Below are 20,344 nucleotides of genomic sequence, written 5' to 3'. Positions count from 1 at the left end.
CAGTCCGCTGTCTCGGGGCCTCTCGGTGCCGGGCCACCGGGTCTGCAAATCCGCGGCAGGTCTGCGGCAGGCGGGTCCCAGCTTTGACCAGCGGGGCGCGACCGGTCGGATCTTGCCCGTAGACTGGCCGCGCAGCTTTGCGTGCCATCTGACCCGCGGGGGCAGGAGGGCCCTCGCATCATCATAGATCAGTGGAGGAGCGAGATGCTCAAACTCATTGCGACCTGCGCTTTGGGCGCGGTAACCCTGTGCCCGGCAACGGCAGCCCAGGCGGACGGGGCGCCACCCATGGGAGCTGGCGGCCCGCCGCCCCTTTCGATCCAGGTTCTTGCCAACATGGGCAAGAGCGGGCTGCTCGGGCTCATGGCCTCGAACGAACGCTACGGAACCGTGCAGTCCCGCGTCGGCGTTGGTCGGGCGATGTCGGCGCTGGCGGATCTGCCCGGTTCCCCGACATCCGGCTACTCGGATGATCTTGGTGATCTGATCATGCCGCTCGGAGCTACGGTGCGCCTGAACGCCGGACCCAGCGAAACAGCCTCCTATCTGCGCTTCAGCACTGACAACCGCTGGACGGATGCGGCGCGGACCCGCAACGGTGGCACCGAACTGGAAACCGATAGCGAGGAGCACGGGGTCTCCGTGCAGTACCTCTATGCGCCTAGCCGCGACCTTCTGATGGGACTCGGTGTCGAGGTGAGCCGGAACGAGATCGATTTGCGCCACAACGGCGGCAGCATCGAGAATGACACTCTGTCGTTGCGCGCGGATGTGCTGAAAGTGGTCAATGACCACTGGGGCCTGGCAATGCGTGCCCAGTGGTTCGATGAAACCTCGGACACCAGCATTCCGCTGCCCATGGCAACCCTGACGTCGGAGCAGGATCTGCAGCGCCTTTATCTGCAGTTCGATGCGGTCGGCACCTATACCAAGGCGGATATCCCGGCGCTGCCCGCGGACTGGATACTGCGCCCGAATATCGGCGCCGCTTGGCAGAAGGTCTGGTTCGATGAAACCACGGATTCCTTCGGCGGGACGGTGACCGGTCCTGGTGGCGACAGCACCGAGACCTATGGGTCGGTCTATGCCAAGGCTTCCCTTCATCATGTCGGTCCAGGGAACATCCACCCCTATGTCGGCCTGGGCGTCGATCTGGAATTCGCAAATTCCTACGAGAACCTCGTCGATGAGGCGGCCTATCTGAACAGCTTCATCGGCGCGACGGCCACTCTGTCTCGTTCCGCGATGCTCCATGCGGTGTACGGACGCTATGATGGGTTCAACGGACATCGCACGAAAGAAACGCTGGTGGTCGGGCTCGACATTACCTTTTGATCTGGCGGTAGGCGCTCACCGCAGCAGTTGACAGCAATGCCCCGGAGTTTCCGGGGCATTCTGCGAAGTGTGACCGTCAGAGCGTATTTCCTGTGGTTGGGCGCTGCCGGCTTTATGGTCAGGCGTAGTAATTTTGTGCTGTCGGCGCCGGATCTCGGTGTCTTTCTCACCCTGTCCCGGTGAAGCCTTCGCGCACCTCTGCCTCTAGGCGTATGCGCTCTCTATGTCAGCGCCTGGCGTCGCCCGGCATTCTGTAGGCATGTCTTGAGAAAGTTGGGGACATTCATTCGTCGCGAGTAGTCAAAGCGTGCGCTGCGAACCGGTCGCGCCGCGGCGCACCCGAGTGTCTTCCCTTTCCTGCGCGGCTGGTTGGAGAGTAAATCCAACGTATGCAGGCAGGCCGGTCCATGGGGCCTGAGCCTATCGCATCATGCGGGCGGTGATGGGACCGGCAAAAAGGACAACCACCGCAAGCACGGGCATGGCCACGGTGAAGGCGCTGGCGGCGCCCTGGGCTTCGACCAGCGATCCCAGCATCGGCGGCACTGCGAAAAGCGCCAGCAGCGAGACCAGGGAATAGGCCGCCATGGTCCGCGTGGGCGACCGGGTCGGGTGGCGCATGGCCAGCGACGTGGCAACCGGCGCCGCAAGCGCGACACCGCCGCCGATCATGGCAAAGCCTGCGCCTAGCCCGAACGCCCCAAGCCCGAGACCGGGCGCAACCAGGCTCAGCAGCAGTCCCGTCAGGCAGAGGATGGCCATGCTGCGCAGCAGCAGCGGCACGGACATCCGAGCGCGCAGCCCGTCCCCGATCATCCGCGCGGCGAACATGCCCAGGGTGAAGGCGGCATAGATGCGGGCGGCTCTGACGGCGTCCATCTCCAGCGTATTGCGCAGGTAGAACATCGACCAGTCATAGACGACGCCCTCGGTCACGCTGAAGCCCGCGACAAGCACCAGCAGGCAGAGGACGAAGGCATCGGGCCGGGCAAAGCGCGGGCCGTCATCGGGCACCGGCGGGGCGGCGGGATCGCGGTGGCGCAGCAACAGCGCGATCAGCGGCAGGCAGGCAACGCCGAGCAGCAGAAGTTCACGGCTGGGCGACAGCCCGGCATCGGCAGCGCGCCCGCCCAGAAGCGCGCCGACGAACAGCCCCGCGGACCAGAATCCGTGACTGCGGGAGATCACGTTGCGGCCGCTGTCTTCCTCGATCCGGGCGGCAATCAGGTTCTTGGCGACCTCCATGATCGCCATGGCGACGCCGTAGCCGAAAAGGGGCAGGGCCAGTCCCAACAGCCCCGGAGCCATGACGCCCGAAGCCGCGAGAGGCAGCAGCGCCATCGCCGCGAGCAGCGTTGCCCCCGCCACCCGGCGCGCGCCCAGCCGGTCGATCAGGCGCGCCGCCAGCGGAAAGCCCAGAAGAGTGCCTGCCATCTGCGCCAGCAGCGCCAGCCCAAGCGTCGAAGGACCGATGCCCTGCGCCGCCGTGACCTCCGGCAGGCGCGAGAACAGCGTGACGTACAGCAGCGCATTGGCGAAGAAGATGCTGGCGGGCAGGGCGAAAAGAGGCAGGGAGAGGGGCCGGGTCAGGGGGCGGGACAGCTGGGGGATCATGGGGTCTTCCTTGAGGCACGGCCCGCCTGACCAGTTTTCCGGGCCGCTGTCAAAATCCATTGCCATGTCGAGCCGCAAAATCATCAAGCCGTCATCAAGCCCTTACAAAAGCGTAACATTTCGCTCCTATCAGCCCGGCTCGTAGCCTGCCGAACTCCCCGGCGGGACAAATGACCATGCAGGAGCTCCCATGTCCTCCCCTCTTTCGCGCCGCGCCTTCCTCGGCACCGCCGCTGCTTCGACCGCCGCCCTGGCATTGCCCCGCATCACGCTGGCGGCCGACGGCTTCGTCAACGTCTATACCGGTTCCGACAGCAACATTTCCGACTTCTGGACCAACGTGATCCTGCCCGGCTTCAAGTCCGTGAACGCTGATGCGCGCGTGCGTGTTGTCGATGCGGGCGACGGCGCCGGCCTGCGGGCGATGGCCGACCGCGCCATGGCGGCACTGGGCACCGACAGCGACCCCCAGGTCGACCTGTTCGAAGCCTACACCCCCGATCAGACCGAAGGGTCGATCGACGCGGGCCTGTGGGTCAACTTCGCCACTGCCGGCATCGACAACATGGAAAAGGTCAACCCGGCCGCCAAGCAGACCGATTTCGATCTGCCCTATCGCGGCAGCCAGGTCCTGCTGGCCTATGACGCCTCCAAGGTGTCAGCCGAAGATGCGCCCAAGACCTGGGACGAGATGACCGCCTGGATCCACGCCAACCCTGGCCAGTTCATCTACAACCGTCCCGACAAGGGCGGGTCGGGCGGCAACTTCGTGCGTCGCGCCATCCACGAGGCCAACGGTCGTGACCCGCAGAAGTTCACCCTGGACAACTACTCCGACGCCTACGCGGAAGAGACGCTGCCGGGTGCCTGGGACATCCTGAACGGCCTGGCACCCAGCCTCTACGAAGGCGGCTCCTACTCCTCGGGCAATACCCAGTCGATCCAGCTGCTGGCCCAGGGCGTCGTCACCATGACCCCCGTCTGGTCCGACCAGGTGCTGCAGTCGATCACCATGGGCGTTCTGCCGGAAAACACCGGCCTGGTGCAGCTGCAGGACCTCGCGCTCTGCGGCGGTTTCTCCCGTATCACCATCCCGACCAACGCGGCCAACCTGGAGGTGGCCAAGCAGCTGGCGGCCTATGTCCTGTCGGAAGAGGTCCAGTCCAAGATCATCACCGAACTGGGCGGCTTCCCGGGTGTGACCTGGGACAGCGTCGATGCCGCCCTGCGCGAGAAATATGCCGACGTCATTCCCGCCTCCATCCCGACCTTCCCGGGCGGCGACTGGGACGCGGCGATCAACGACCGCTGGTATCGCAACGTCGCCCCCGGCATCGCGCGGGGCTGATCGCGATGACCGATCTTTCGTCCACCGGCCCTGTCCGGACGGGCGGCACGGCAAGACGCAACGGAAGGGGGCTCACGGGCCTCCTTCTCGTTTCTGTGCCGGTCGCCCTTCTTGGCTGGCTCATCATCTACCCGATCTTCAATGCCATCGGCCGCACAATCCTGCGCACGGATGGGACCGGCCCCGGCTTCAGCCTGGATACCTACGTGCGGTTCTTCAGCGATGGCTACTCGCTGGCAAACCTCTGGCTGACGCTATGGGTCACGGCGGTCTGTGCGGCACTTCTGCTGGCGATCTGCCTGCCGCTGTCGCTGTACCTGCGTTTCGCGAAAAGCCGAGTGGCCGCCGTCGTGCAGGGCCTGTCGCTCTTCCCGATGTTCGTGCCCTCGGTCATCCTGGCCTATGCTCTGATCCGCACCATCGGCCCGAACGGCGGTGTCGACCTGGTGTTGAACGCCCTTGGCCTGCCCAAGATCAATAGCCCCTACCTGACCCCCTGGGGGCCGATCATCGGCTTGGTGTGGGACAACATTCCGCTGACCACCCTGATGCTGGTGGCCGGGCTCGGGGCGGTGTCCGACAATGCCGTCGAGGCCGCCCGCGACGCCGGCGCCCGCCCTTGGGCCGTGCTGCGCCACATCATCCTGCCGCAGATCGGCAACGCGGTGCTGGTCGTGCTGTCCTTCACGGTGCTGTCGATCTTCTCCGCCTTCACGCTGCCTTACGTCCTCGGTCCTGCCTCGCCCGAGATGATGGGCCCCTTCATGCAACGGACCTTCGGACAGGTCATGGATACGCGCATGGCCGTCACCCAGGCGGTGATTACCTTCGCCATCTGCGCGGTCTTTGGCGCCTTCTACGTCCGGTCCATCGCGCGCAACCGAAAGAACGGCCGATGACCATCGCAGAGACTTCCCTTGCCACGGCCAATCCCGTGGCCAGCCGCAAGACGCGCCGCCCCGACTGGATCGGGGGGCTGCTGGCCGTCCTGCTGGGCATCGTGGTGGTGGTGCCGCTGATCGTGGTGGCGATCTGGGCCTTCGCCGAGGTCTGGCGCTATCCCAGCCTGCTGCCGCAGGAATGGGGCCTGCGCTTCTGGACGGCGACGCTGTCGCGGCCCGATGTTTGGACTGCCATGTCGTTGTCGATCCGGCTATCGCTGGTCGTCACCGCGCTCTCCGCGCTGATCTGCCTGCCCGCAGCCTATGCCTTTGCGCGCATGGATTTCCCGGCCAAGAACGTGCTGTTCCTGTCCTTCCTCGCCTCCCACGCCTTCCCGAAATTCGGCCTGCTGGTCGCCATCGCCGGGATCTTCCTGAACCTCGGGCTGATCTCGACCTTCTGGGGCGTGGTGCTGATCCAGCTGGTCGGCACCCTGATGATGATGATCTGGATCCCCGTCGCGGCCTTCCAGAACGTCGACCGCGCGATGGAAGAGGCGGCGCGGGATGCGGGCGCCGGACCCATCCGCGTCTTTTGGTCCGTCAGCCTGCCGCAGGCCGCCCCCACCATCTTTGCCGCCGTCCTGCTCAGCTTCGTCGGCACCTTCTATGAAACCGAGGGCGCCTGGCTGATCGGCGCGCCCGAGATCCGCACCATGCCGGTGCTCATGATCACCTACATCAACAACCAGATCGTCGTGCAATATGGCGCGGTGCTGTCGGTCCTGCTGTGGATCCCCAGCTTCGTCGCGCTGATGTTCACCCGCCGCCTTGTCGGGTCGTCATCCTTTGCCAAGGGCTTCGGCGTGTGAGGAAACTGAAATGGCACAACTGACACTCAAGAACCTGGGCAAGTCCTTCGACGGCACCGATGTGATCGCCGACCTGTCGCTGGACGTGGCCGACGGCGAACTGGTTTGCCTGCTGGGCCCGTCCGGGTCGGGCAAGTCCACCGTGTTGCGCATGGTCGGCGGCTTCGAGACGCCGGAACGCGGCGCCATCCTGATCGACGGCGAGGATGTCACCGAGGTCCCGCCCGAAAAGCGTCCCACCGGCATGGTCTTCCAGAGCCACGCGCTCTGGTCTCACATGACCGTGGCCGACAATGTGGCTTTCGGCCTGAAGCTGCGCCGCCTGCCCAAGGCCGAGATTCGGCGCAAGGTGACCGAGGCGCTGGATTTGGTGGGCCTGGGCGATTTCGGCAACCGCCGGGTCTGGCAGCTGTCCGGTGGCCAGCAACAACGGGTCGCCATCGCCCGGGCCCTGGTGCTGGAGCCGAAGATCCTGCTGCTGGACGAACCCTTTGCCAGCCTCGATCAGCACCTGCGCGAACGCCTGCGCGAGGAACTGCGCGATATCCAGCGGCGCCTCGGGATCACCACGCTTTTCGTCACCCACGGCCAGGACGAGGCGCTGGCGCTGGCCGACCGTATCGTCGTACTGCGCGGGGGCGAGATCGAACAGGCGGCCAGCCCCGACCGCATGTACCGCGCCCCGGAGACCCGTTTCGTCGCGGGGTTCATCGGGTCGATGAACTTCCTGGCCTGCGACATGCGCGGCGGTCGGGCGGATCATCCGCTGTTCCCCGTCGCGGCAGTGGTGCCCGACGGCCCGGTGGAACTGGCGATCCGTCCCGAGGCGCTGACCGTTTCGCCGGGACGCAGCGCCGGCATGTCGGCGCGTGTCCATCGGAAGACCGACTACGGCACGCACCTGCTGCTGGACATCGTACTGGAGGATGGCGCGCGGGTGAAGGCGATGTGCCCGCCCTCGGGGGCGTTTGAGGCGGGGCAGGAGGTGCGCCTCACGGCCTCCCAAGTGGCGCTCTTCCGGGACGAGGTGAAACTGGCGGAGGTGCGGACGGAGGCGCGCGAGGTGGCCCATGTCTGAAGGCGCGCGGTCTGATGGCGCGGGCCGCCCCCCGGTGCGCATCGCTCACGCCGCCGGGGAAACCTGGCTGAAGTGGCATAGGGGCCGCAGGGCCGGCGGGGATTTCGAATTCGATCCGCGCCGCATTCTGGAGGGCATGCGCCTGGGTGCATCGGTGGAGGTGGACCTGCGCGCACATGCGGGCGACGGCTTTGCGGTGCTGCATGACGAAGGGCTGGAACGGGCGACGACCGGTGCAGGGCAGGTGGCCGACGCATCGACCGAGGCACTGCGCGCGCTGACCCTGCGCGACAACGCGGGCCGGGATACCGGCGTGCCGGTCGCCCTTCTGGGCGATCTTTGCCGCGACCTGGCCCAGGGTCAGATTGGCGATGGAGCGCTGTTACAGCTGGACCTGAAGGAAACCTCTGCCACCCTGACCGACGCCGATGTCGCGGCTTTTGCTCGCGATGTTGGCCCGGTGCAGCGGCACGTGATCCTGTCGGGCGGCGATGCGACCGCGGTTCAGCGGCTGGCTGCGGCCCTGCCCGGGATGCAACTGGGCTATGATCCCTGTCACAACGGCACGCGTGAGACGCTGGCGGTATCGGGAGACGACGCCGGGTTCCTTGCGCGCGCCTTAGCCGGGGCGGGCCCTGCGCGCATGATCTACCTGGATATCCGGCTGATCCTGGATGCCTTGTCGCGCGACTTCGACATGATCGGGGCCTTTCATGCAAAAGGCTGCCGGATCGATGGCTACACGGTGCAACGGCCCACGCCGCAGGCCGTCGCGCTTTGCAAAAGGCTGATGGGGCTGGGGGTCGACCAGATCACCACGGACGACCCCGAAGGGCTTTACGCCGCGCTGACGGGCTGATCGGCGAAGCCCTGCAGAAGCCAGGGGTGCATCCCGGCGCTTCCCGCGAGGATGGCGCCGGGATTGCGGATGTCGCCGCCGTCAAACCCGGTGACGATCCCGCCCGCCTCGCGCAGGATCAGCACCGAGGCGCCGTAATCCACCAGCGACAGGCTGTCTTCGAAGAACCCGTCGAGGCGCCCCGCCGCCACATAGGCGATCGACAGCGCAGAGCTGCCCAGTCGCCGCACGCCCGAGGTCTGGTCCATCGCGCGCCGCAGTGCCGCGTGATAGACCTGTTCCGGTACGCTGCGCACCTGGCCACGCACGGGCAGGCCGGCGCCGATCACGGTGTTTTCCACGTCCGACACGCCGCGCGCATCCAGTGGCGCACCGTTCAGCCAGGCGCCCTTGCCCTTTTCGGCGGCGAACAGCTCTCCCATCATCGGGTCATGGGTGATGCCCGCCGTGACCTCGCCCCGATCCATGCGGGTCACCACGACGCCGAAATGCGGGATGCCCCAGGCATAGTTGGTGGTGCCGTCGATCGGGTCGATGACGAAGGTGGGGTGATCCTCCTTTGCGATCCGGTCGCCCACTTCTTCCTCGCCGCGGATGCCGCAGCCGGGGAAAGCCTCCTTCAACACGGTCAGGATCGCCGCCTCGGCGGCAATGTCGCCATCGGTCTGGTAATCGTGGCGGCCCTTCAGGACCATGTCTGCCGCGCGGCGACGCGCCAGGCTGTTGCGGGCGGTTTCGCCCCCGGCCAGGGCGGCACGCGCCATGGCACGCAGGCTGTCGGAGGCCTCCCGGGGCAGAAGGGTGGCAAGATCGGTCATCTGGGGAAGGGGCATTGCAGGCTTTCCAGTGGTCGTTGGTCGGTCTTTCCCTGTCGCGGCTGAACGGGCGCCACAAGTGAACCTTTGATGACAAGAAGAGGGGTGGCCAAGGGAACGAACAGATCGTTCAACCAAGAAGAGAAATATGCAGATCAAAGTCACAGATGTTGTCTATCCTGACAACTTCGAAAGGGGTTCGTTCAGGTTCACTGTGCCCAAAGCCGACCTAGTTGACAGCAGTATGACGGCTGCGCGCGAGCAAGTAAAAGAACAGGCTGCATTTGCATTGGCGGGATTGCTGCCTTCGCTAACGCGGTGGCTCGGGCACTACGGTGGAACCTCGCTGTTTGCACTGCTCCTCGACAGCATATCTCCGGAAGAGCACGACTTCGGCGAAAAAGGTACCAACGACCAGTTGGCCACGGAACTGCTTGCCGCCTTTGGTACACCGGTCTCTTCGTTATCAGCGCGAAGGCCAGGTCCGTGAGTGCCCTGAGGGTGCGGACGCGGCATGTCGCTTCGGAGAGGACGTCGGTCCGCAGGGAAAGGCAGGTGGCCGAACTTTGACCAGGGTTCGATATCTCGACCCAGGCCTTCGGCAGCCGGCGGCTGAAGAAGTAGCCTGGGGGTGTTTTCGAGATGAGGGGGGGCGACTCCGGCCATGTGGGCCGCCTCCGAAACGGGTTCCAGGGCATCCGGGAGTCTGGATTAGTGCACCGGTGCGGGCACGCGTTTGTGCACCTATTTGTGCATGTGCGCGCTTGGCTCCGACCCCGGTCGGGGCTAACGCAGCGAAATCAAATGCTTATAAGGATTTTGGCTCCGGCGGTAGGGATCGAACCTACGACCAATTGATTAACAGTCAACTGCTCTACCGCTGAGCTACGCCGGAGCATTTGGCGTCGGGCGGGGCGCTGTGCGCTGCCGTCCTGCGGTGTGGGCGGGGTATAGCAATGAGATTCCGGGTCGGCAAGAGGCATTCGGACAGAAAATCGGGATTTTTTGCCGGGGCCTTTGGAGGCGCTGCGCGTGGGCCTGCTACCGGCTGTCAGGCTAGGGAGAAAACCGTCTCCGTGCCTAGCTCGCCATCGTGGGTCACCCGGGATTTTCCCGTCAGGTCAATGAGATGCGCCAGGACGTTGCGGGCGGCGGCCGGCAGCATGGCGGGGGAGATGTCGGTGTAGACACGAGCGGCGAGATCCGCGGCGGACCCGGGGCTCAGGGCTAGGGCTTGCAGCAGCTGCGCCTCGCGCATTTCGCGGTGGCCGATCAGCCAGTCAAGGCGGTCCTGCGGGGCGGTGACCGGCGCCCCATGGCCGGGCAGGAAGAGCCGGGCCGGTCGATGGCGCAGTCGCCGGCAGGAGGCCATGAAATCGGTCAGATCCCCGTCGGGCGGCGAGACGAGGGTGCTGGCCCAGCCCATCACCAGGTCGCCGGTGAAGACCAGATCTCCCATGGCGAAACACAGGTGGTTGCCGAAATGCCCCGGCGTCCAGATCGCCTCGACCTCCCAGTCGGACCCGGCGATGCGGGCGCCATCCTCCAGCGCCACGTCGGGCAGGAAGGCATGATCGGTGCCTTCGCCTCCGCCCAGGTCACCCGCGGCGGCGAGGCGTGCCATCACTTCGGACCGCCCGGCCAGGGCCGGGCCGTGGGCCAGCACCGGGGCGCCGGTTTCGGCGGACAACCGGCGGGCCAGCGGCGAATGGTCCAGATGTGCATGGGTCACCAGGATATGCGTCAGGTGCTGGCCGGGGCCGAGGGCTGATAGCAGCGCGTCGAGGTGCCGCGCATCCTCTGGCCCGGGGTCGATGATGGCGATGTCGGGGCCGTCGCCCAGCAGGTAGCTGTTGGTGCCCGGCCCGGTGAGGGGGGAGGGGTTCGGCGCCAGCACACGGCGGATGCCCGGCGCCAGGGTCACCACCCGCTCCGGGATCAGATCATCGCTTGCCTCTGCCTGCATCTCGCTTTTCCTCCGCGCGGCCCGGGGCTAGGGTAGCGCATGTTTTTCGATTGGCTCAAACGATATGTGCCCCGGGGGATCTACGGGCGGGCGGCGCTGATCCTGGTGCTGCCGGTGGTCACGCTGCAGCTGGTGGTCTCGGTCGTCTTCATCCAGCGCCATTTCGAGGGGGTCACGGTACAGATGTCCCGTTCCGCCGGGCGCGACGTGCAGATGGTGTTGCAGGAAACGATCGAGGGGGAGGGGCGGGAGGCGGCCGCGGTACTGGAGATGCAGGTTTCGCAGGTGCCAACCGCCTCTGTGCCGGATGCGGGCCGCCTGCGCTGGTTCGACCTGTCGGGCCGGGTCATCAGCCGGGTCCTGCGCGAGGAGGTGCCGGCACTGCGCATCGTCGACCTGCCCGATGACAACGATGTCAGCCTCTACCTGGTCCAGCCCGGGCTGGAGGGGGAACTGCTCCGGTTGGATTTTGACCGCACGCGGTTGTCGGCCTCGAACCCGCATCAGCTGTTGGTGAATATGGTGTTCTTCGGGGTGCTGATGACGGTCATCTCCTTCATCTACCTGCGCAATCAGCTGCGCCCGATCACCCGCATGGCCCAGGCCGCCGAGGCCTTCGGACGGGGGCGCCACGTGCCCTACAAGCCGGCAGGCGCGGTGGAGGTGCGGGCGGCGGGGCATGCCTTCCTTGACATGCGGGCGCGGATCGAGCGGCAGATCGAGCAGCGCACGCTGCTGCTGTCTGGGGTCAGTCATGACCTGCGCAGCCCTCTGACGCGGATGCGCCTGGCGGTCTCGATGCTGGAGGAGGCGGACCGCAAGGAGCTGGAGCGGGATATCGACGACATGCAGCGCATGCTGGACGAATTCCTGTCCTTCGCCCGGGGCACCGCCGAGGAGGTCGAGACCCGCGTCGATCCGATCCAGCTGGTGCGCGAGATCGTTCATGATGCGGGCCGGGCTGGCCAGGACGTGACCCTGGTCGAGGCGGTCGGGGAGGGCGAGATGCCCCTGCGGCCCATGGCGATCCGGCGTGCGGTCGAGAACCTGATCGGCAACGCCGTGCGCTATGGCTCCCGCGCCGAGGTCAGCGTGGACCTGACGCCCAAGGCCCTGCGTATTCGCGTGGAGGACGATGGGCCGGGCATCCCGGCGGAGAAACGGGACGAGGCGGTGAAGCCCTTCAGCCGGCTTGATACCGCGCGCAACCAGAACCGGGGGTCGGGCGTCGGCCTGGGCCTGTCGATCGCGGTGGATACGGCGCGGGCCCATGGCGGGGCGCTGCGCCTGGGCGAAAGCAATGGGATGGGCGGGCTGCAGGCGGATATCGTCATCGCCCGCTGATCGCCGCCTGTCGCGGCGTCGGCCCGCACGCTAAGGGGATGGGGCGTGTCCCCGGCGCTTCATGCGCTGCTGCCTTAGGCGTTTGTCTTGTGACATTGCCGCTCTACCATAGTCTGGGGGCGATGCGGCTTTCTGCCGACTGTTCCGTACGTTAGACAGGGATACCGTCCCGATCACGGGCCAGACAGAGACACAGGATGACAGACGACAGCCGTTCGGTGCCCCCGCCCCAGGAGGCGGGCTTTCACAAGGCCAACTGGCCCTTTTACTGGATCACCCAGACGTCCAACCGTTACATGCAGGTGATGGAACGGCGGCTGAAGACCATCGGCATGGATGTCGCCTACTGGCGTGTGCTGATGTCTCTCTACGAGGATCAAGCGCTGTCGATCTCCGAGATCTCCAGCTATTGCATCATCAAGCCCAACACGGCGACCAAGATCATCCAGAGGATGACGGCGCAGGGGTTGGTGACGACCGGGCCGCGGCCCAGTGACGGGCGGGTGACCGAGGTCTGCCTGACGCCAGCCGGCCATGAGATGCGGCGCAATGCCCGGTCCATCGCTGACGAGGTTTTCGTGACCGCCTTCCAGGATCTGTCGCGCGAAGAGCAGATGGTACTTAACCTTCTGCTGGAAAAGGTCTACCGCAAGCTGGAGTGATCCGGGCGCCGCTCCGCTGTCACCGGCTACGGTCGACCAGCGCGACAGCACATCGGTGGTCTTGCCCGCCTCTGAAAATACCATGGCGCAGGTGTAGTCTGTGATGTCCTGGGGGACGGTGACCTTGCCCTTAAGGCCCCAGCCCTTGGGATGCACCACGCGCTCGGGGATGCGTTCGCGGTTTGGTGGGCTGGCTCTTTCAGAAGGTCGTGATCCTCCATCAGGATCCGGTCGTGCTCGACGGCGGTCTTGGCGGAATAGGGCGTGCCGGAGGACGAGGTCAACGTCGGCCCTCGGCACGGTCTCCATCGATGAGGTCAGGGCGCGGTGTCGCGTCCGCGATCAACGAGGGGGCGGAGCGTGAGTCCCATACGCTAAGGGAACCCGCCCCGCCGGGTGATCCGGCGAGGCGGGGCATCAGGGGGAGCGTGATCAGACGCCCAGTTCGCGCTTGGCGAAGTCGAGCATCTCGTCGGTGACCTCATCGGGGGTCATGGTGCCATTACCGGTGCTGTTGTAGGCGGCGGCAAGGGCCTCGCGCAGCGCCTCGTCGCCGGAGGCGGCAGCGGTTTCCAACTCGGTCGCCTCGGCGGCATCGAGAACGGCCTTGTCGGCCAATGCCTGATCCAGCGCAGCCTCGGCGGTTTCGAGATCGGCCAGGGTTTCCTGGTAGTCCTCGTAGCCCGCTTCGCCTTCGGCGACGGGACCGGCCTCCAGTTCGGTGCGCAGATCCTCGATCTCCTCCGCCCAGGTTTCGGGCGCGCCGGTGATGCCCAGGTCCTCGACGGCGGTGGCCAGAACGTCGTAGCTCTCGGCGTAGACTTCCTGTGCGTCTTCGAGGGCCTCGACGGCCTCGTCGTGCGCCGCCACGGCTGCAAGGTACTCGCGCGCCGGCTCCATCTTCGGATCGGCCGAATTGACGATGCCGTTCATGTTCCGCTTCAGGGAGTTGAGCGACTTCAGGGATGCGGCGAGGGGGCGACGATCTTCCGGCGCCACGGCGCTGTTGCCACGTCCGTTGGCTGCTGCGGCGTTGCCGCTCATGCCGGAGTTGCCGCGCTCGGAGGCATTGCCAGCACCGTTGCCGCCGCCATTGCCGCCACCATTGCCGTTGCCACCGCTGTTGCCTTGCGCCTCAACGGCGCCGGTGCCGGTGATGTCGGCCACGATCACGGGGGCTGCGAACGTCAATACCGTGCTACTGATCAACAGATTCATAATTAACTTCACGGGATTGGCTCCTCTTTTGGCTATCCGTTCCGAAATGAGACCATGCTCACGCTTCCGTGTCCAGAGGGGCGGTCGGGTCGGACGCTTCCTGCCGTGGGGCGGAGCCGGGCAAAGCAAAACCGCCCGGCGCGGGGCCGGGCGGTTGGTGGGTCATCAGGGGGCGGGTCGGTTCAGGCGAACTCGGGGCGCTCGCGCTTCATCTTGCGGACCATGGCGTCGAAGAGCAGCGTGGCGAAGGAGGCGCTGTCCTTCAGGCGCTGCGCATCGGCGGCGCACTTCTGCTTGATCTCTTCCGGCAGCTGGCTGTCGGGGCCGGGGATGGCGGCGGCGGCGCATTGGATCTCCGCCGCGCGCTGGAAGGTCCAGAGCAGGAAGAAGGTCAGCGGAATGTCCGCCTCCATGCAAGCCACGCCGTGGTTCTTCAGGACCAGCACGTGCTTGTCGCCAAGCGAGTTCAGCATCCGCTCGCGCTCTTCGTCGTAGATCGTGATGCCCTCGAAGGCGTGGTAGGCAACCCGGCCATAGAGCTGCGCGCCGTAGAAGGAGTTATGGTCGATGCCGTAGCCCTTCATGGTGATCGCCGAGACGGGGGTGGTGTGGGTATGCACCACGCAGCCCACGTCGGGGCGGTGTTCGTGGATCACGCCGTGCAGGGCGAAACCGGCGGGGTTCGGCTTGTACTCGCTGTCGCGCTTCAGCTTGCCGTCGACACCGACGACCAGCAGGTTTTCCGGCGTGACCTCGTCGTAGTGCAGGCCCATGGGGTTGACCAGGTAGGCATGCTCGGCGCCCGGCAGGCGGACGGAGATGTGGTTGAAGATCAGCTCGGTCCAGCCGAGGTAGCTGACGAGGTGGTAGAAATCCGACAGCTGCACGCGCAGCTCTGCCTCTGTCATTCCGTCCATCGGGGGCGACATCTCGTTCATGACGGGGTCCTTTCCAGGGAGGTGAGGGAAGTGAGGTCGGACAGGGCGGCGGCGCATGCGGTGCCGTCCAGCGGCAGCGTCGTGGCGATGTCCAGGGCGTGGACGATGGCCGCGAGGCAGCGCATCGGCTGCCCTTGGTCTTCGGCCAGGGTCATGGCGGCGCGGGCGATCGCGTCCAGTTCCAAGGTGCGGCCCGCGCGGGCGTCCTGCAACATGGAGGTGGCGAAGGGCCCGGCGTCCAGCAGCAACTCGCGCAGCCACGGGTTGGGCGGCAGGTCTCGGCCCAGGTCGGCCTTGGCCCAGGCGCGGAATTCATCCGCCACCGCAAAGGCCAGGGCGCAAAGGTCGTCGCGCTGGCCGATCTCTTCCAGGGTGCACCCGACCAGGGCCGACAGGGGGTTGGTGGTGACATTGGCCATCAGCTTCACCAGCACCTTGGCGCGGATGTCATCAGACAGGTCGGTGACCACGCCGCCTGCGTTCAGCGACTCGATCAGTGCGTCCACCTTGGCCCCGTCCGCTCCGGGGGCCACGGGGGCCAACGACAGGGTGGGGGTGTTGGTCGACAGCGCCACGCCCGTCTCGTCCATCGAGACGGTCATCAGCAGCACCGCGCCCAGCACCTGTTCGGGGCGCAGCAGGCGGGCCAGGATCCCCTCGGGGTCGGTATGGGGCACGGGCCGCGCATCGGGCAGGAAGAACCAGAAGGGCAGGCCGTTGACCATGGGTATGACCAGGGTCTCGGGGCCGATGCCCGCGCGGTTGGTGTCCAGCGCCGCGCCAAGCTGTTGCGACTTCACGCAGAGGAAGACCGCGTCCTGCACCTCGCTCAGCGCCTCGGTGGCCTTGGGGCGCGCGTCATGCCGCGTGCCCCGGTCGTCCAGCGCAAGCCCGCCCTCGGCAATCGCCTGTAACCGGGCGCCCCGGGCCACGACGGTGACCTCGGCGCCCGAGTTGCAGATCAGGGCGGCCATGGCGGTGCCGATATTGCCAGCGCCTATGATGGCTATCTTCATAGTCTTGCCTCCGTCAGGTCAGCAGCAGGACAAGGCCCGGCACCGCCGTCAGCAGCGCCACGCGAACCACGTCCATGGCAACGAAGGGGAAGAGCCCGCGGAAGATCGTGCCCAGCTTCACATCCGGCACGACCGAGCGCAGGACGAAGGCGTTCATGCCCACGGGCGGGGTGATGTAGGAAATCTCGGTCACCATGACGACGAAGATGCCAAACCAGATCAGGTCGATCCCCTGTGCCGCGGCGATGGGATAGAAGACCGGCACGGTCAGCATGATCATCGACAGGCTTTCCAGCACGCAGCCCAGCACAAGGTAGATGCACAGGATCACCAGGATCGTCACCAGCGGCGTATCCCCGAAGAGGGTCAGGAACGCCTGGATGTCGCCGGTCATGCCCGACATGTTCACGTAGTTGGTGAAGGTCAGCGCCCCGAAGAGGATGAAGAACATCATCGCCGTGGTCTTCATCGTGTCGAAGAGGACGGAGATCATGCTGTCGATGCTGAACTTGCCCGACAGGATCACCAGAAGCAGCGCGCCCCCGGCACCCATGCCGGCGCTTTCGGTGGGGGTGAAGACGCCCAGGTAGATCCCGCCCATCACGAAGACGAAGAGAACCAGCGCCCCGGCCGTGCCCTTCAGCGCTTTGATGCGGTCGATCAGGGGCAGCTTCTCTTCGGTCGGCAGTTCGAGGTTCTGCAGCTTCATCGAGATGCGCACGGCGATGGCATAGCCGATGACGCCGATGACGCCGGGGATCAGCCCCGCCATGAAAAGGCGCCCGATGTCCTGCTGGGTCATGATGCCGTAGAAGACCAGGATGACCGAGGGCGGGATCAGGATGCCCAGGGTGCCGCCGGCGGCGATCGAGGCGGTCGACAGCTGGTCGGGATAGCCGTAGCGGCGCATCGAGGGCAGGGCGATCCGGGTCATTGTCGCGGCCGTCGCCATGGACGAGCCGCAGACCGACGAAAAGGCGCCGCAGGCCACGACGGTGGCCGTGGCCAGCCCGCCCTTGCGGTGGCGCAGCCAGGCATAGGCGGACTTGTAGAGCTCTTCGGCGATGCCCGATTGCACCACGAAGTTGCCCATCATCAGGAAGAGGGGAAGCACGGACAGCGAGTAGTCGCGCCCGTTGTCGAAGAAGGTGGACCCCAGGAGAGAGAAGGCGGGGGTCCAACCGATGATCGAGGCGACGCCCACGAGCCCGACGCCCGCAAGGGCGAAGGAGATCGGGACGCCGATCAGCAGCAGCAGGCTGACGACGGCCATGCCGACGGGCCAGTATTCCATGGGGTCAGGTCCTGTTCTTGAGCCGTCGCACGAGGTCCAGCAGGGGCACGGCGACGGAGAGGAGGGCACCGGCGGCCGTGCAGACCGCGCAGAAGTAGCCGAGCGGGGCAATGGGGATACGCAGCGAGGTGGTCACGCCGCCATAGCCGCCGATCTGTCCGGCATAGATCCAGATCCGCCAGGCGACGATGGCCAGTATGACGGCCGAGAAGATCCCGGTCAGCGCCAGCCGCCAGGGTTGCAGGCGGAAGGGCAGGCGGTCGGTCAGCAGGTCGACCGTGACATGGTCGTTGGCCAGTGACACGGCCGGCAGGCCGAGGAAGATGGTGGCGGCCAGCAACAGCTCGGTCAGTTCCGTGGCGCCCTGCAGCGGCGAGTTGAAGAGGTAGCGGCCGATCACGTCGACGACCGTCAGCCCCATGAGCACCATCAGAAGCACCCCGCCCAGCACGGCCAGGATCATGCGCAGATCGAAGGGGTTCCGGGACGCCGGCAGCAGATCTTCTGCCGGCTCCTCGGACACGTGGGTAGACGTGGCGGGCTTCATTCGGCCGCCATTTCCTTGGCGATCTCGGCCTTGAAGAAGTCATAGGCGGCTTCGGCGTCGACGCCGGTGGAGGCCACTTCTTCCATCTTCTCGGCGACCAGCGGCTCCAGCATGGCGGTCCAGGCCGTCATCTGTTCCTCGGTGGCCGGGGTGACCTCGATCTTGCCTTCCATGTTCTCCAGGCCCTTGGCATCGACGCGATCCCACATCTGGCCGGCCATGCGGGCCAAGGCCTCGCCGGTGACGCTGTCGATCTGCTCCTGCTGTTCGGGCGTCAGGCTGTCCCACTTGGCCTGGTTCATCACGATGAAGAACGAGGTGTTGTAAAGGCCGCCGGGCACGGAGACACCGACGTTCAGCTGCGGGATCAGGCCGAAGAAGTCGACAGACTCGTAGGGGAAGAGGATGCCGTCGGCGACGCCCTGGCTCAGCAGTTCATAGGCCTTGGAGGAGGGACCTTCGACCGGCACGGCGCCGAGGCCGGTGGCGATCTCATGCACGAAACCGCCGCCGACACGGAGTTTCTTTCCTTCCAGGAAGTCGGGGTTGCTGGCGTCGCCCTCTTTCACGAAGATCTCGCCGGGGCCGTGGGTGAAGACGGCCAGGACCTTCACGCCGTCATATTCGCCGGCGGGTTTCAGGTACTGTTCCCAGGTGCGCCAGTAGGCGACCGAGGTGGCCTCGGCGCTGTCGCCAAGGAAGGGCAACTCGCCCAGGTTGGTGGTCTTGAACCGGCCGGCGCTGTAGCCCTGCACGCCGAAGGTGATGTCGGCCACGCCGTTGACGGCGAAGTCGAAGTGGGCGGGCGGCGGGCCCAGGGGGGCGGGCAGGATGTTGGCGGTGACCGAACCGTCGGTGGCTTCGGCGATCTGCTCGGTCATCGGCACGACGACTTGGGAGACCAGCGGGTGCGACGGCGGCAGCCAGTTGGCGACGGTCAGCACGGTGTCCGCGGCGGCGGCACTTGCCATCGACAGACCGAGGGCGGTAGCGGCAAGAAGATGTTTCATTGTTGGCGTTTCCCTGTTGGTTTTACGGGTCATGGTCCCGGGTTGTCCCGGTTGGTCGTGTGGCCCGCGGCGATCAGCTCGCCGCGCGCAGGTGGTGAAAATCGCGGCCGAACCAGATGAGACCGGACCGGTCCCCCTCGTTCAGCGCGATCTCTTCGACTTCGCAGAAGAAGACGGAATGGGTGCCGACCTCGGACCGGCCGGTGATCCGGCAGTCGAAGGCCGCCAGCGCGTCGCCAAGCACCGGGGCCCCGGTGGCATGGGTGGTCCAGCCGGTGTCGGCGAAGCGTTCCTCGGTTCCGGCGCGGGCGAAGATGCCCGACAGGTCCTGGTGCTGCGGCCCCAGGACGTTGACGCAGAGCGTCCCGTTTTCCAGGAACATGTCGTGGCTGCGGTTGTTCCGGTTCACGCAGACCAGAAGGGTGGGCGGCGTGTCGGTGACCGAGCAGACCGCCGAGGCGGTCATGCCGTGGCGGCCGGCCGACCCGTCGGTCGTCAGAACCGTGACGGCGGCGCCCAGGCGGCACATGCCTTCACGAAAGAGGTCCTTCATTTCCATGCGCTCGTCCTCCGTCAAATGTCCAGGACCAGGCGGCCCTTGGCGCGCGAGCAGCAGCAACAGATCTGGTCGCCGTCCTCGCGTTCCTCTTCGGTCAGGAACTGGTCGCGGTGGTCGATCTCACCCTCCAGAACGTCGGTCACACAGGTGCCGCAGATGCCTTCCTCGCATTTCACCTCGATCTTCAGACCCTCGCGGGCCAGGACCTTGGCGATGGTTTCATCCGGTCCGACGGTGACCGTCAGGTCGGATTGCTCGCAGTACACTTCGAAGCTGTCCCCGGTGGCATCGACATCCGCCGAGAAGTATTCGCGGTGGATCTGCTTCCCGGGATAGCCTGCCTTTTCGGCCTCTCCAATCACCCAGTCCATGAAGCCCTGCGGACCGCAGACATAGACGTGCGTGCCTGCCTCCGCCTTGGGCAGATCGCGCGCCAGGTCCAGCGGTTCGGCGCCCTGGCCGTCATCGTGATGCAGCACGATATTGGCGCGGAAGGGCAGGCCTTCGATCTGGTCGAGGAAGGCCGTCCGCTCGGCCGAGCGGGTGGCGTAATGCAGGGTGAAGGGCGCATCGCGGTCGTGCAGCTCCCAGGCCATGGCCAGCATCGGGGTCACGCCGATGCCGCCACCAAAGAGTACGGTGTTGGTGGCATCCGTCGCCAGGGGGAAATGGTTGCGCGGGCCTTCCACGTGCACCTTCTCGCCGGTTTTCACCAGCCGGTGCAGGGCGGTGGAGCCGCCCCGGCTTTCGGGATCCTTCAGGATGCCGAGGCGGTAGCAGTCGCGGTCGGCGGGATTGCCGGCCAGCGAATACTGCCGCCACAGAGGGCCTTCGGGCGTCTCGACCAGCAGGTCGATATGGGCGCCGGCGGTGAAGAGCGGCAGTGGCCCGTCGCCCTTCAGGGTCAATTGCATGATGTCCCCGCGGTCGTCGAAACGCTCGGCCACGGTCAGGATCATGGTTTTGGTATCGCTCATGTCCTTCATGT

General features: G+C 66.1%; 20 protein-coding genes, 1 tRNA gene and 1 pseudogene. 9 read left to right on the top strand and 13 right to left on the bottom strand.

The genetic code is table 11. From position 1 onward, the window contains the following. The first annotated feature begins 204 nt into the window (after positions 1-204). Positions 205-1,335, top strand: a complete 1,131-nt coding sequence (locus tag CVM50_RS15175) for an autotransporter outer membrane beta-barrel domain-containing protein (RefSeq protein WP_143515607.1) — start codon at positions 205-207, stop codon at positions 1,333-1,335. Between the two features lie 420 nt (positions 1,336-1,755). Here CVM50_RS15175 and CVM50_RS15170 read toward each other — a convergent pair whose 3' ends face one another. After that, positions 1,756-2,949, bottom strand: a complete 1,194-nt coding sequence (locus CVM50_RS15170) for an MFS transporter (RefSeq protein WP_157792200.1) — start codon at positions 2,947-2,949, stop codon at positions 1,756-1,758. Positions 2,950-3,139: 190 nt separating this feature from the next. Between CVM50_RS15170 and CVM50_RS15165 the strand changes: the two genes are divergently transcribed. The 5 genes from CVM50_RS15165 to CVM50_RS15145 all read left to right on the top strand — a co-directional run bounded on the left by CVM50_RS15165 (position 3,140) and on the right by CVM50_RS15145 (position 7,987). After that, positions 3,140-4,297 (top strand): extracellular solute-binding protein, encoded by a 1,158-nt coding sequence (locus CVM50_RS15165; protein WP_085888280.1) that lies wholly within the window; start codon positions 3,140-3,142, stop codon positions 4,295-4,297. 95 nt (positions 4,298-4,392) lie between these two features. Then, a complete protein-coding gene (locus tag CVM50_RS15160; protein WP_232618261.1) occupies positions 4,393-5,196 on the top strand; it encodes an ABC transporter permease in 804 nt (267 codons plus the stop codon). Next, the gene (locus CVM50_RS15155; protein ID WP_085888278.1) at positions 5,193-6,050 is read left to right on the top strand and encodes an ABC transporter permease; all 858 of its coding nucleotides are present in this window, start codon (positions 5,193-5,195) and stop codon (positions 6,048-6,050) included. Before CVM50_RS15160 ends, CVM50_RS15155 begins: the two co-directional genes overlap by 4 nt. Positions 6,051-6,060: 10 nt before the next feature. Continuing rightward, positions 6,061-7,128: an ABC transporter ATP-binding protein gene (locus tag CVM50_RS15150; protein WP_085888277.1), complete on the top strand. Its 1,068-nt coding sequence runs from the start codon at positions 6,061-6,063 to the stop codon at positions 7,126-7,128. A gap of 136 nt (positions 7,129-7,264) precedes the next feature. Beyond that, positions 7,265-7,987 (top strand): glycerophosphodiester phosphodiesterase, encoded by a 723-nt coding sequence (locus CVM50_RS15145; protein WP_232618260.1) that lies wholly within the window; start codon positions 7,265-7,267, stop codon positions 7,985-7,987. Here the strand turns inward: CVM50_RS15145 and CVM50_RS15140 are convergent. Further along, on the bottom strand, positions 7,966-8,820 hold the full coding sequence (locus CVM50_RS15140) for an inositol monophosphatase family protein (protein ID WP_232618259.1): 855 nt from the start codon (positions 8,818-8,820) through the stop codon (positions 7,966-7,968). The two genes, CVM50_RS15145 and CVM50_RS15140, sit on opposite strands and share 22 nt — an antisense overlap. A 130-nt stretch (positions 8,821-8,950) precedes the next feature. On the opposite strand from CVM50_RS15140, the gene CVM50_RS21415 reads away from it, so the two are divergent. Continuing rightward, positions 8,951-9,292, top strand: coding sequence for a hypothetical protein (locus CVM50_RS21415; RefSeq protein ID WP_143515606.1), 342 nt, complete (start codon positions 8,951-8,953; stop codon positions 9,290-9,292). Between the two features lie 330 nt (positions 9,293-9,622). Here the strand turns inward: CVM50_RS21415 and CVM50_RS15135 are convergent. Together CVM50_RS15135 and CVM50_RS15130 are read right to left on the bottom strand one after the other, a co-directional pair. Further along, a tRNA-Asn gene (locus CVM50_RS15135) sits at positions 9,623-9,697 on the bottom strand. A 156-nt stretch (positions 9,698-9,853) separates the two neighbouring features. Then, positions 9,854-10,768, bottom strand: a complete 915-nt coding sequence (locus tag CVM50_RS15130; protein WP_085888276.1) for an MBL fold metallo-hydrolase — start codon at positions 10,766-10,768, stop codon at positions 9,854-9,856. Positions 10,769-10,807: 39 nt separating this feature from the next. Here CVM50_RS15130 and CVM50_RS15125 point away from each other — a divergent pair, with 39 nt between their 5' ends. Then, positions 10,808-12,112: an ATP-binding protein gene (locus tag CVM50_RS15125; protein WP_085888275.1), complete on the top strand. Its 1,305-nt coding sequence runs from the start codon at positions 10,808-10,810 to the stop codon at positions 12,110-12,112. Positions 12,113-12,309: 197 nt separating this feature from the next. Next, the gene (locus CVM50_RS15120; RefSeq protein WP_085888274.1) at positions 12,310-12,774 is read left to right on the top strand and encodes a MarR family winged helix-turn-helix transcriptional regulator; all 465 of its coding nucleotides are present in this window, start codon (positions 12,310-12,312) and stop codon (positions 12,772-12,774) included. Positions 12,775-12,840: 66 nt separating this feature from the next. Here CVM50_RS15120 and CVM50_RS21995 read toward each other — a convergent pair. From CVM50_RS21995 to CVM50_RS15075, 9 genes and pseudogenes are all read right to left on the bottom strand, one after another. After that, a pseudogene (locus CVM50_RS21995) lies at positions 12,841-13,083 on the bottom strand (catalase); the annotation flags it as partial. Positions 13,084-13,206: 123 nt separating this feature from the next. Next, positions 13,207-13,965: a hypothetical protein gene (locus tag CVM50_RS15110; protein ID WP_157792199.1), complete on the bottom strand. Its 759-nt coding sequence runs from the start codon at positions 13,963-13,965 to the stop codon at positions 13,207-13,209. A gap of 209 nt (positions 13,966-14,174) precedes the next feature. Further along, a complete protein-coding gene (locus CVM50_RS15105; protein WP_198431911.1) occupies positions 14,175-14,930 on the bottom strand; it encodes a class II aldolase/adducin family protein in 756 nt (251 codons plus the stop codon). After that, on the bottom strand, positions 14,927-15,946 hold the full coding sequence (locus CVM50_RS15100; RefSeq protein ID WP_085888272.1) for a ketopantoate reductase family protein: 1,020 nt from the start codon (positions 15,944-15,946) through the stop codon (positions 14,927-14,929). Before CVM50_RS15100 ends, CVM50_RS15105 begins: the two co-directional genes overlap by 4 nt. A 13-nt stretch (positions 15,947-15,959) precedes the next feature. After that, positions 15,960-17,240 carry a TRAP transporter large permease gene (locus CVM50_RS15095; RefSeq protein WP_085888271.1) on the bottom strand — a complete coding sequence of 427 codons (1,281 nt, stop codon included), beginning with the start codon at positions 17,238-17,240 and terminating at the stop codon, positions 15,960-15,962. Between the two features lie 4 nt (positions 17,241-17,244). Next, positions 17,245-17,787 carry a TRAP transporter small permease gene (locus CVM50_RS15090; RefSeq protein WP_085888270.1) on the bottom strand — a complete coding sequence of 181 codons (543 nt, stop codon included), beginning with the start codon at positions 17,785-17,787 and terminating at the stop codon, positions 17,245-17,247. Next, entirely contained in the window at positions 17,784-18,797 is a 1,014-nt protein-coding gene (locus tag CVM50_RS15085) for a TRAP transporter substrate-binding protein (RefSeq protein ID WP_085888269.1), read from the bottom strand. The genes CVM50_RS15090 and CVM50_RS15085 overlap by 4 nt, the downstream gene beginning before the upstream one ends. Positions 18,798-18,870: 73 nt before the next feature. After that, positions 18,871-19,356 (bottom strand): flavin reductase, encoded by a 486-nt coding sequence (locus CVM50_RS15080; RefSeq protein WP_085888268.1) that lies wholly within the window; start codon positions 19,354-19,356, stop codon positions 18,871-18,873. A 14-nt stretch (positions 19,357-19,370) separates the two neighbouring features. Beyond that, positions 19,371-20,333, bottom strand: coding sequence for a PDR/VanB family oxidoreductase (locus tag CVM50_RS15075; RefSeq protein ID WP_232618258.1), 963 nt, complete (start codon positions 20,331-20,333; stop codon positions 19,371-19,373). Positions 20,334-20,344 lie beyond the last annotated feature (11 nt).

Origin of the sequence: Pseudooceanicola marinus, from assembly GCF_002786295.1 — a bacterium.
In the GTDB taxonomy this organism is placed as follows: Bacteria; Pseudomonadota; Alphaproteobacteria; order Rhodobacterales; family Rhodobacteraceae; genus Pseudooceanicola; species Pseudooceanicola marinus.
This window is presented reverse-complemented; position numbering and strand designations above follow the sequence as displayed.

Bases quoted from the DNA above. Each gene is read 5' to 3' on its own strand.
- CVM50_RS15085 (WP_085888269.1), bottom strand. From the start codon at position 18,797: ATGAAACATCTTCTTGCCGCTACCGCCCTCGGTCTGTCGATGGCAAGT.
- CVM50_RS15105 (WP_198431911.1), bottom strand. From the start codon at position 14,930: ATGAACGAGATGTCGCCCCCGATGGACGGAATGACAGAGGCAGAGCTG.
- CVM50_RS15130 (WP_085888276.1), bottom strand. From the start codon at position 10,768: ATGCAGGCAGAGGCAAGCGATGATCTGATCCCGGAGCGGGTGGTGACC.
- CVM50_RS15140 (WP_232618259.1), bottom strand. From the start codon at position 8,820: ATGCCCCTTCCCCAGATGACCGATCTTGCCACCCTTCTGCCCCGGGAG.
- CVM50_RS15075 (WP_232618258.1), bottom strand. From the start codon at position 20,333: ATGAGCGATACCAAAACCATGATCCTGACCGTGGCCGAGCGTTTCGAC.
- CVM50_RS15125 (WP_085888275.1), top strand. From the start codon at position 10,808: ATGTTTTTCGATTGGCTCAAACGATATGTGCCCCGGGGGATCTACGGG.
- CVM50_RS15145 (WP_232618260.1), top strand. From the start codon at position 7,265: ATGCGCCTGGGTGCATCGGTGGAGGTGGACCTGCGCGCACATGCGGGC.
- CVM50_RS15120 (WP_085888274.1), top strand. From the start codon at position 12,310: ATGACAGACGACAGCCGTTCGGTGCCCCCGCCCCAGGAGGCGGGCTTT.
- CVM50_RS15100 (WP_085888272.1), bottom strand. From the start codon at position 15,946: ATGAAGATAGCCATCATAGGCGCTGGCAATATCGGCACCGCCATGGCC.
- CVM50_RS15175 (WP_143515607.1), top strand. From the start codon at position 205: ATGCTCAAACTCATTGCGACCTGCGCTTTGGGCGCGGTAACCCTGTGC.
- CVM50_RS15150 (WP_085888277.1), top strand. From the start codon at position 6,061: ATGGCACAACTGACACTCAAGAACCTGGGCAAGTCCTTCGACGGCACC.
- CVM50_RS15080 (WP_085888268.1), bottom strand. From the start codon at position 19,356: ATGGAAATGAAGGACCTCTTTCGTGAAGGCATGTGCCGCCTGGGCGCC.
- CVM50_RS15090 (WP_085888270.1), bottom strand. From the start codon at position 17,787: ATGAAGCCCGCCACGTCTACCCACGTGTCCGAGGAGCCGGCAGAAGAT.
- CVM50_RS15165 (WP_085888280.1), top strand. From the start codon at position 3,140: ATGTCCTCCCCTCTTTCGCGCCGCGCCTTCCTCGGCACCGCCGCTGCT.
- CVM50_RS15095 (WP_085888271.1), bottom strand. From the start codon at position 17,240: ATGGAATACTGGCCCGTCGGCATGGCCGTCGTCAGCCTGCTGCTGCTG.
- CVM50_RS15155 (WP_085888278.1), top strand. From the start codon at position 5,193: ATGACCATCGCAGAGACTTCCCTTGCCACGGCCAATCCCGTGGCCAGC.
- CVM50_RS15170 (WP_157792200.1), bottom strand. From the start codon at position 2,949: ATGATCCCCCAGCTGTCCCGCCCCCTGACCCGGCCCCTCTCCCTGCCT.
- CVM50_RS21415 (WP_143515606.1), top strand. From the start codon at position 8,951: ATGCAGATCAAAGTCACAGATGTTGTCTATCCTGACAACTTCGAAAGG.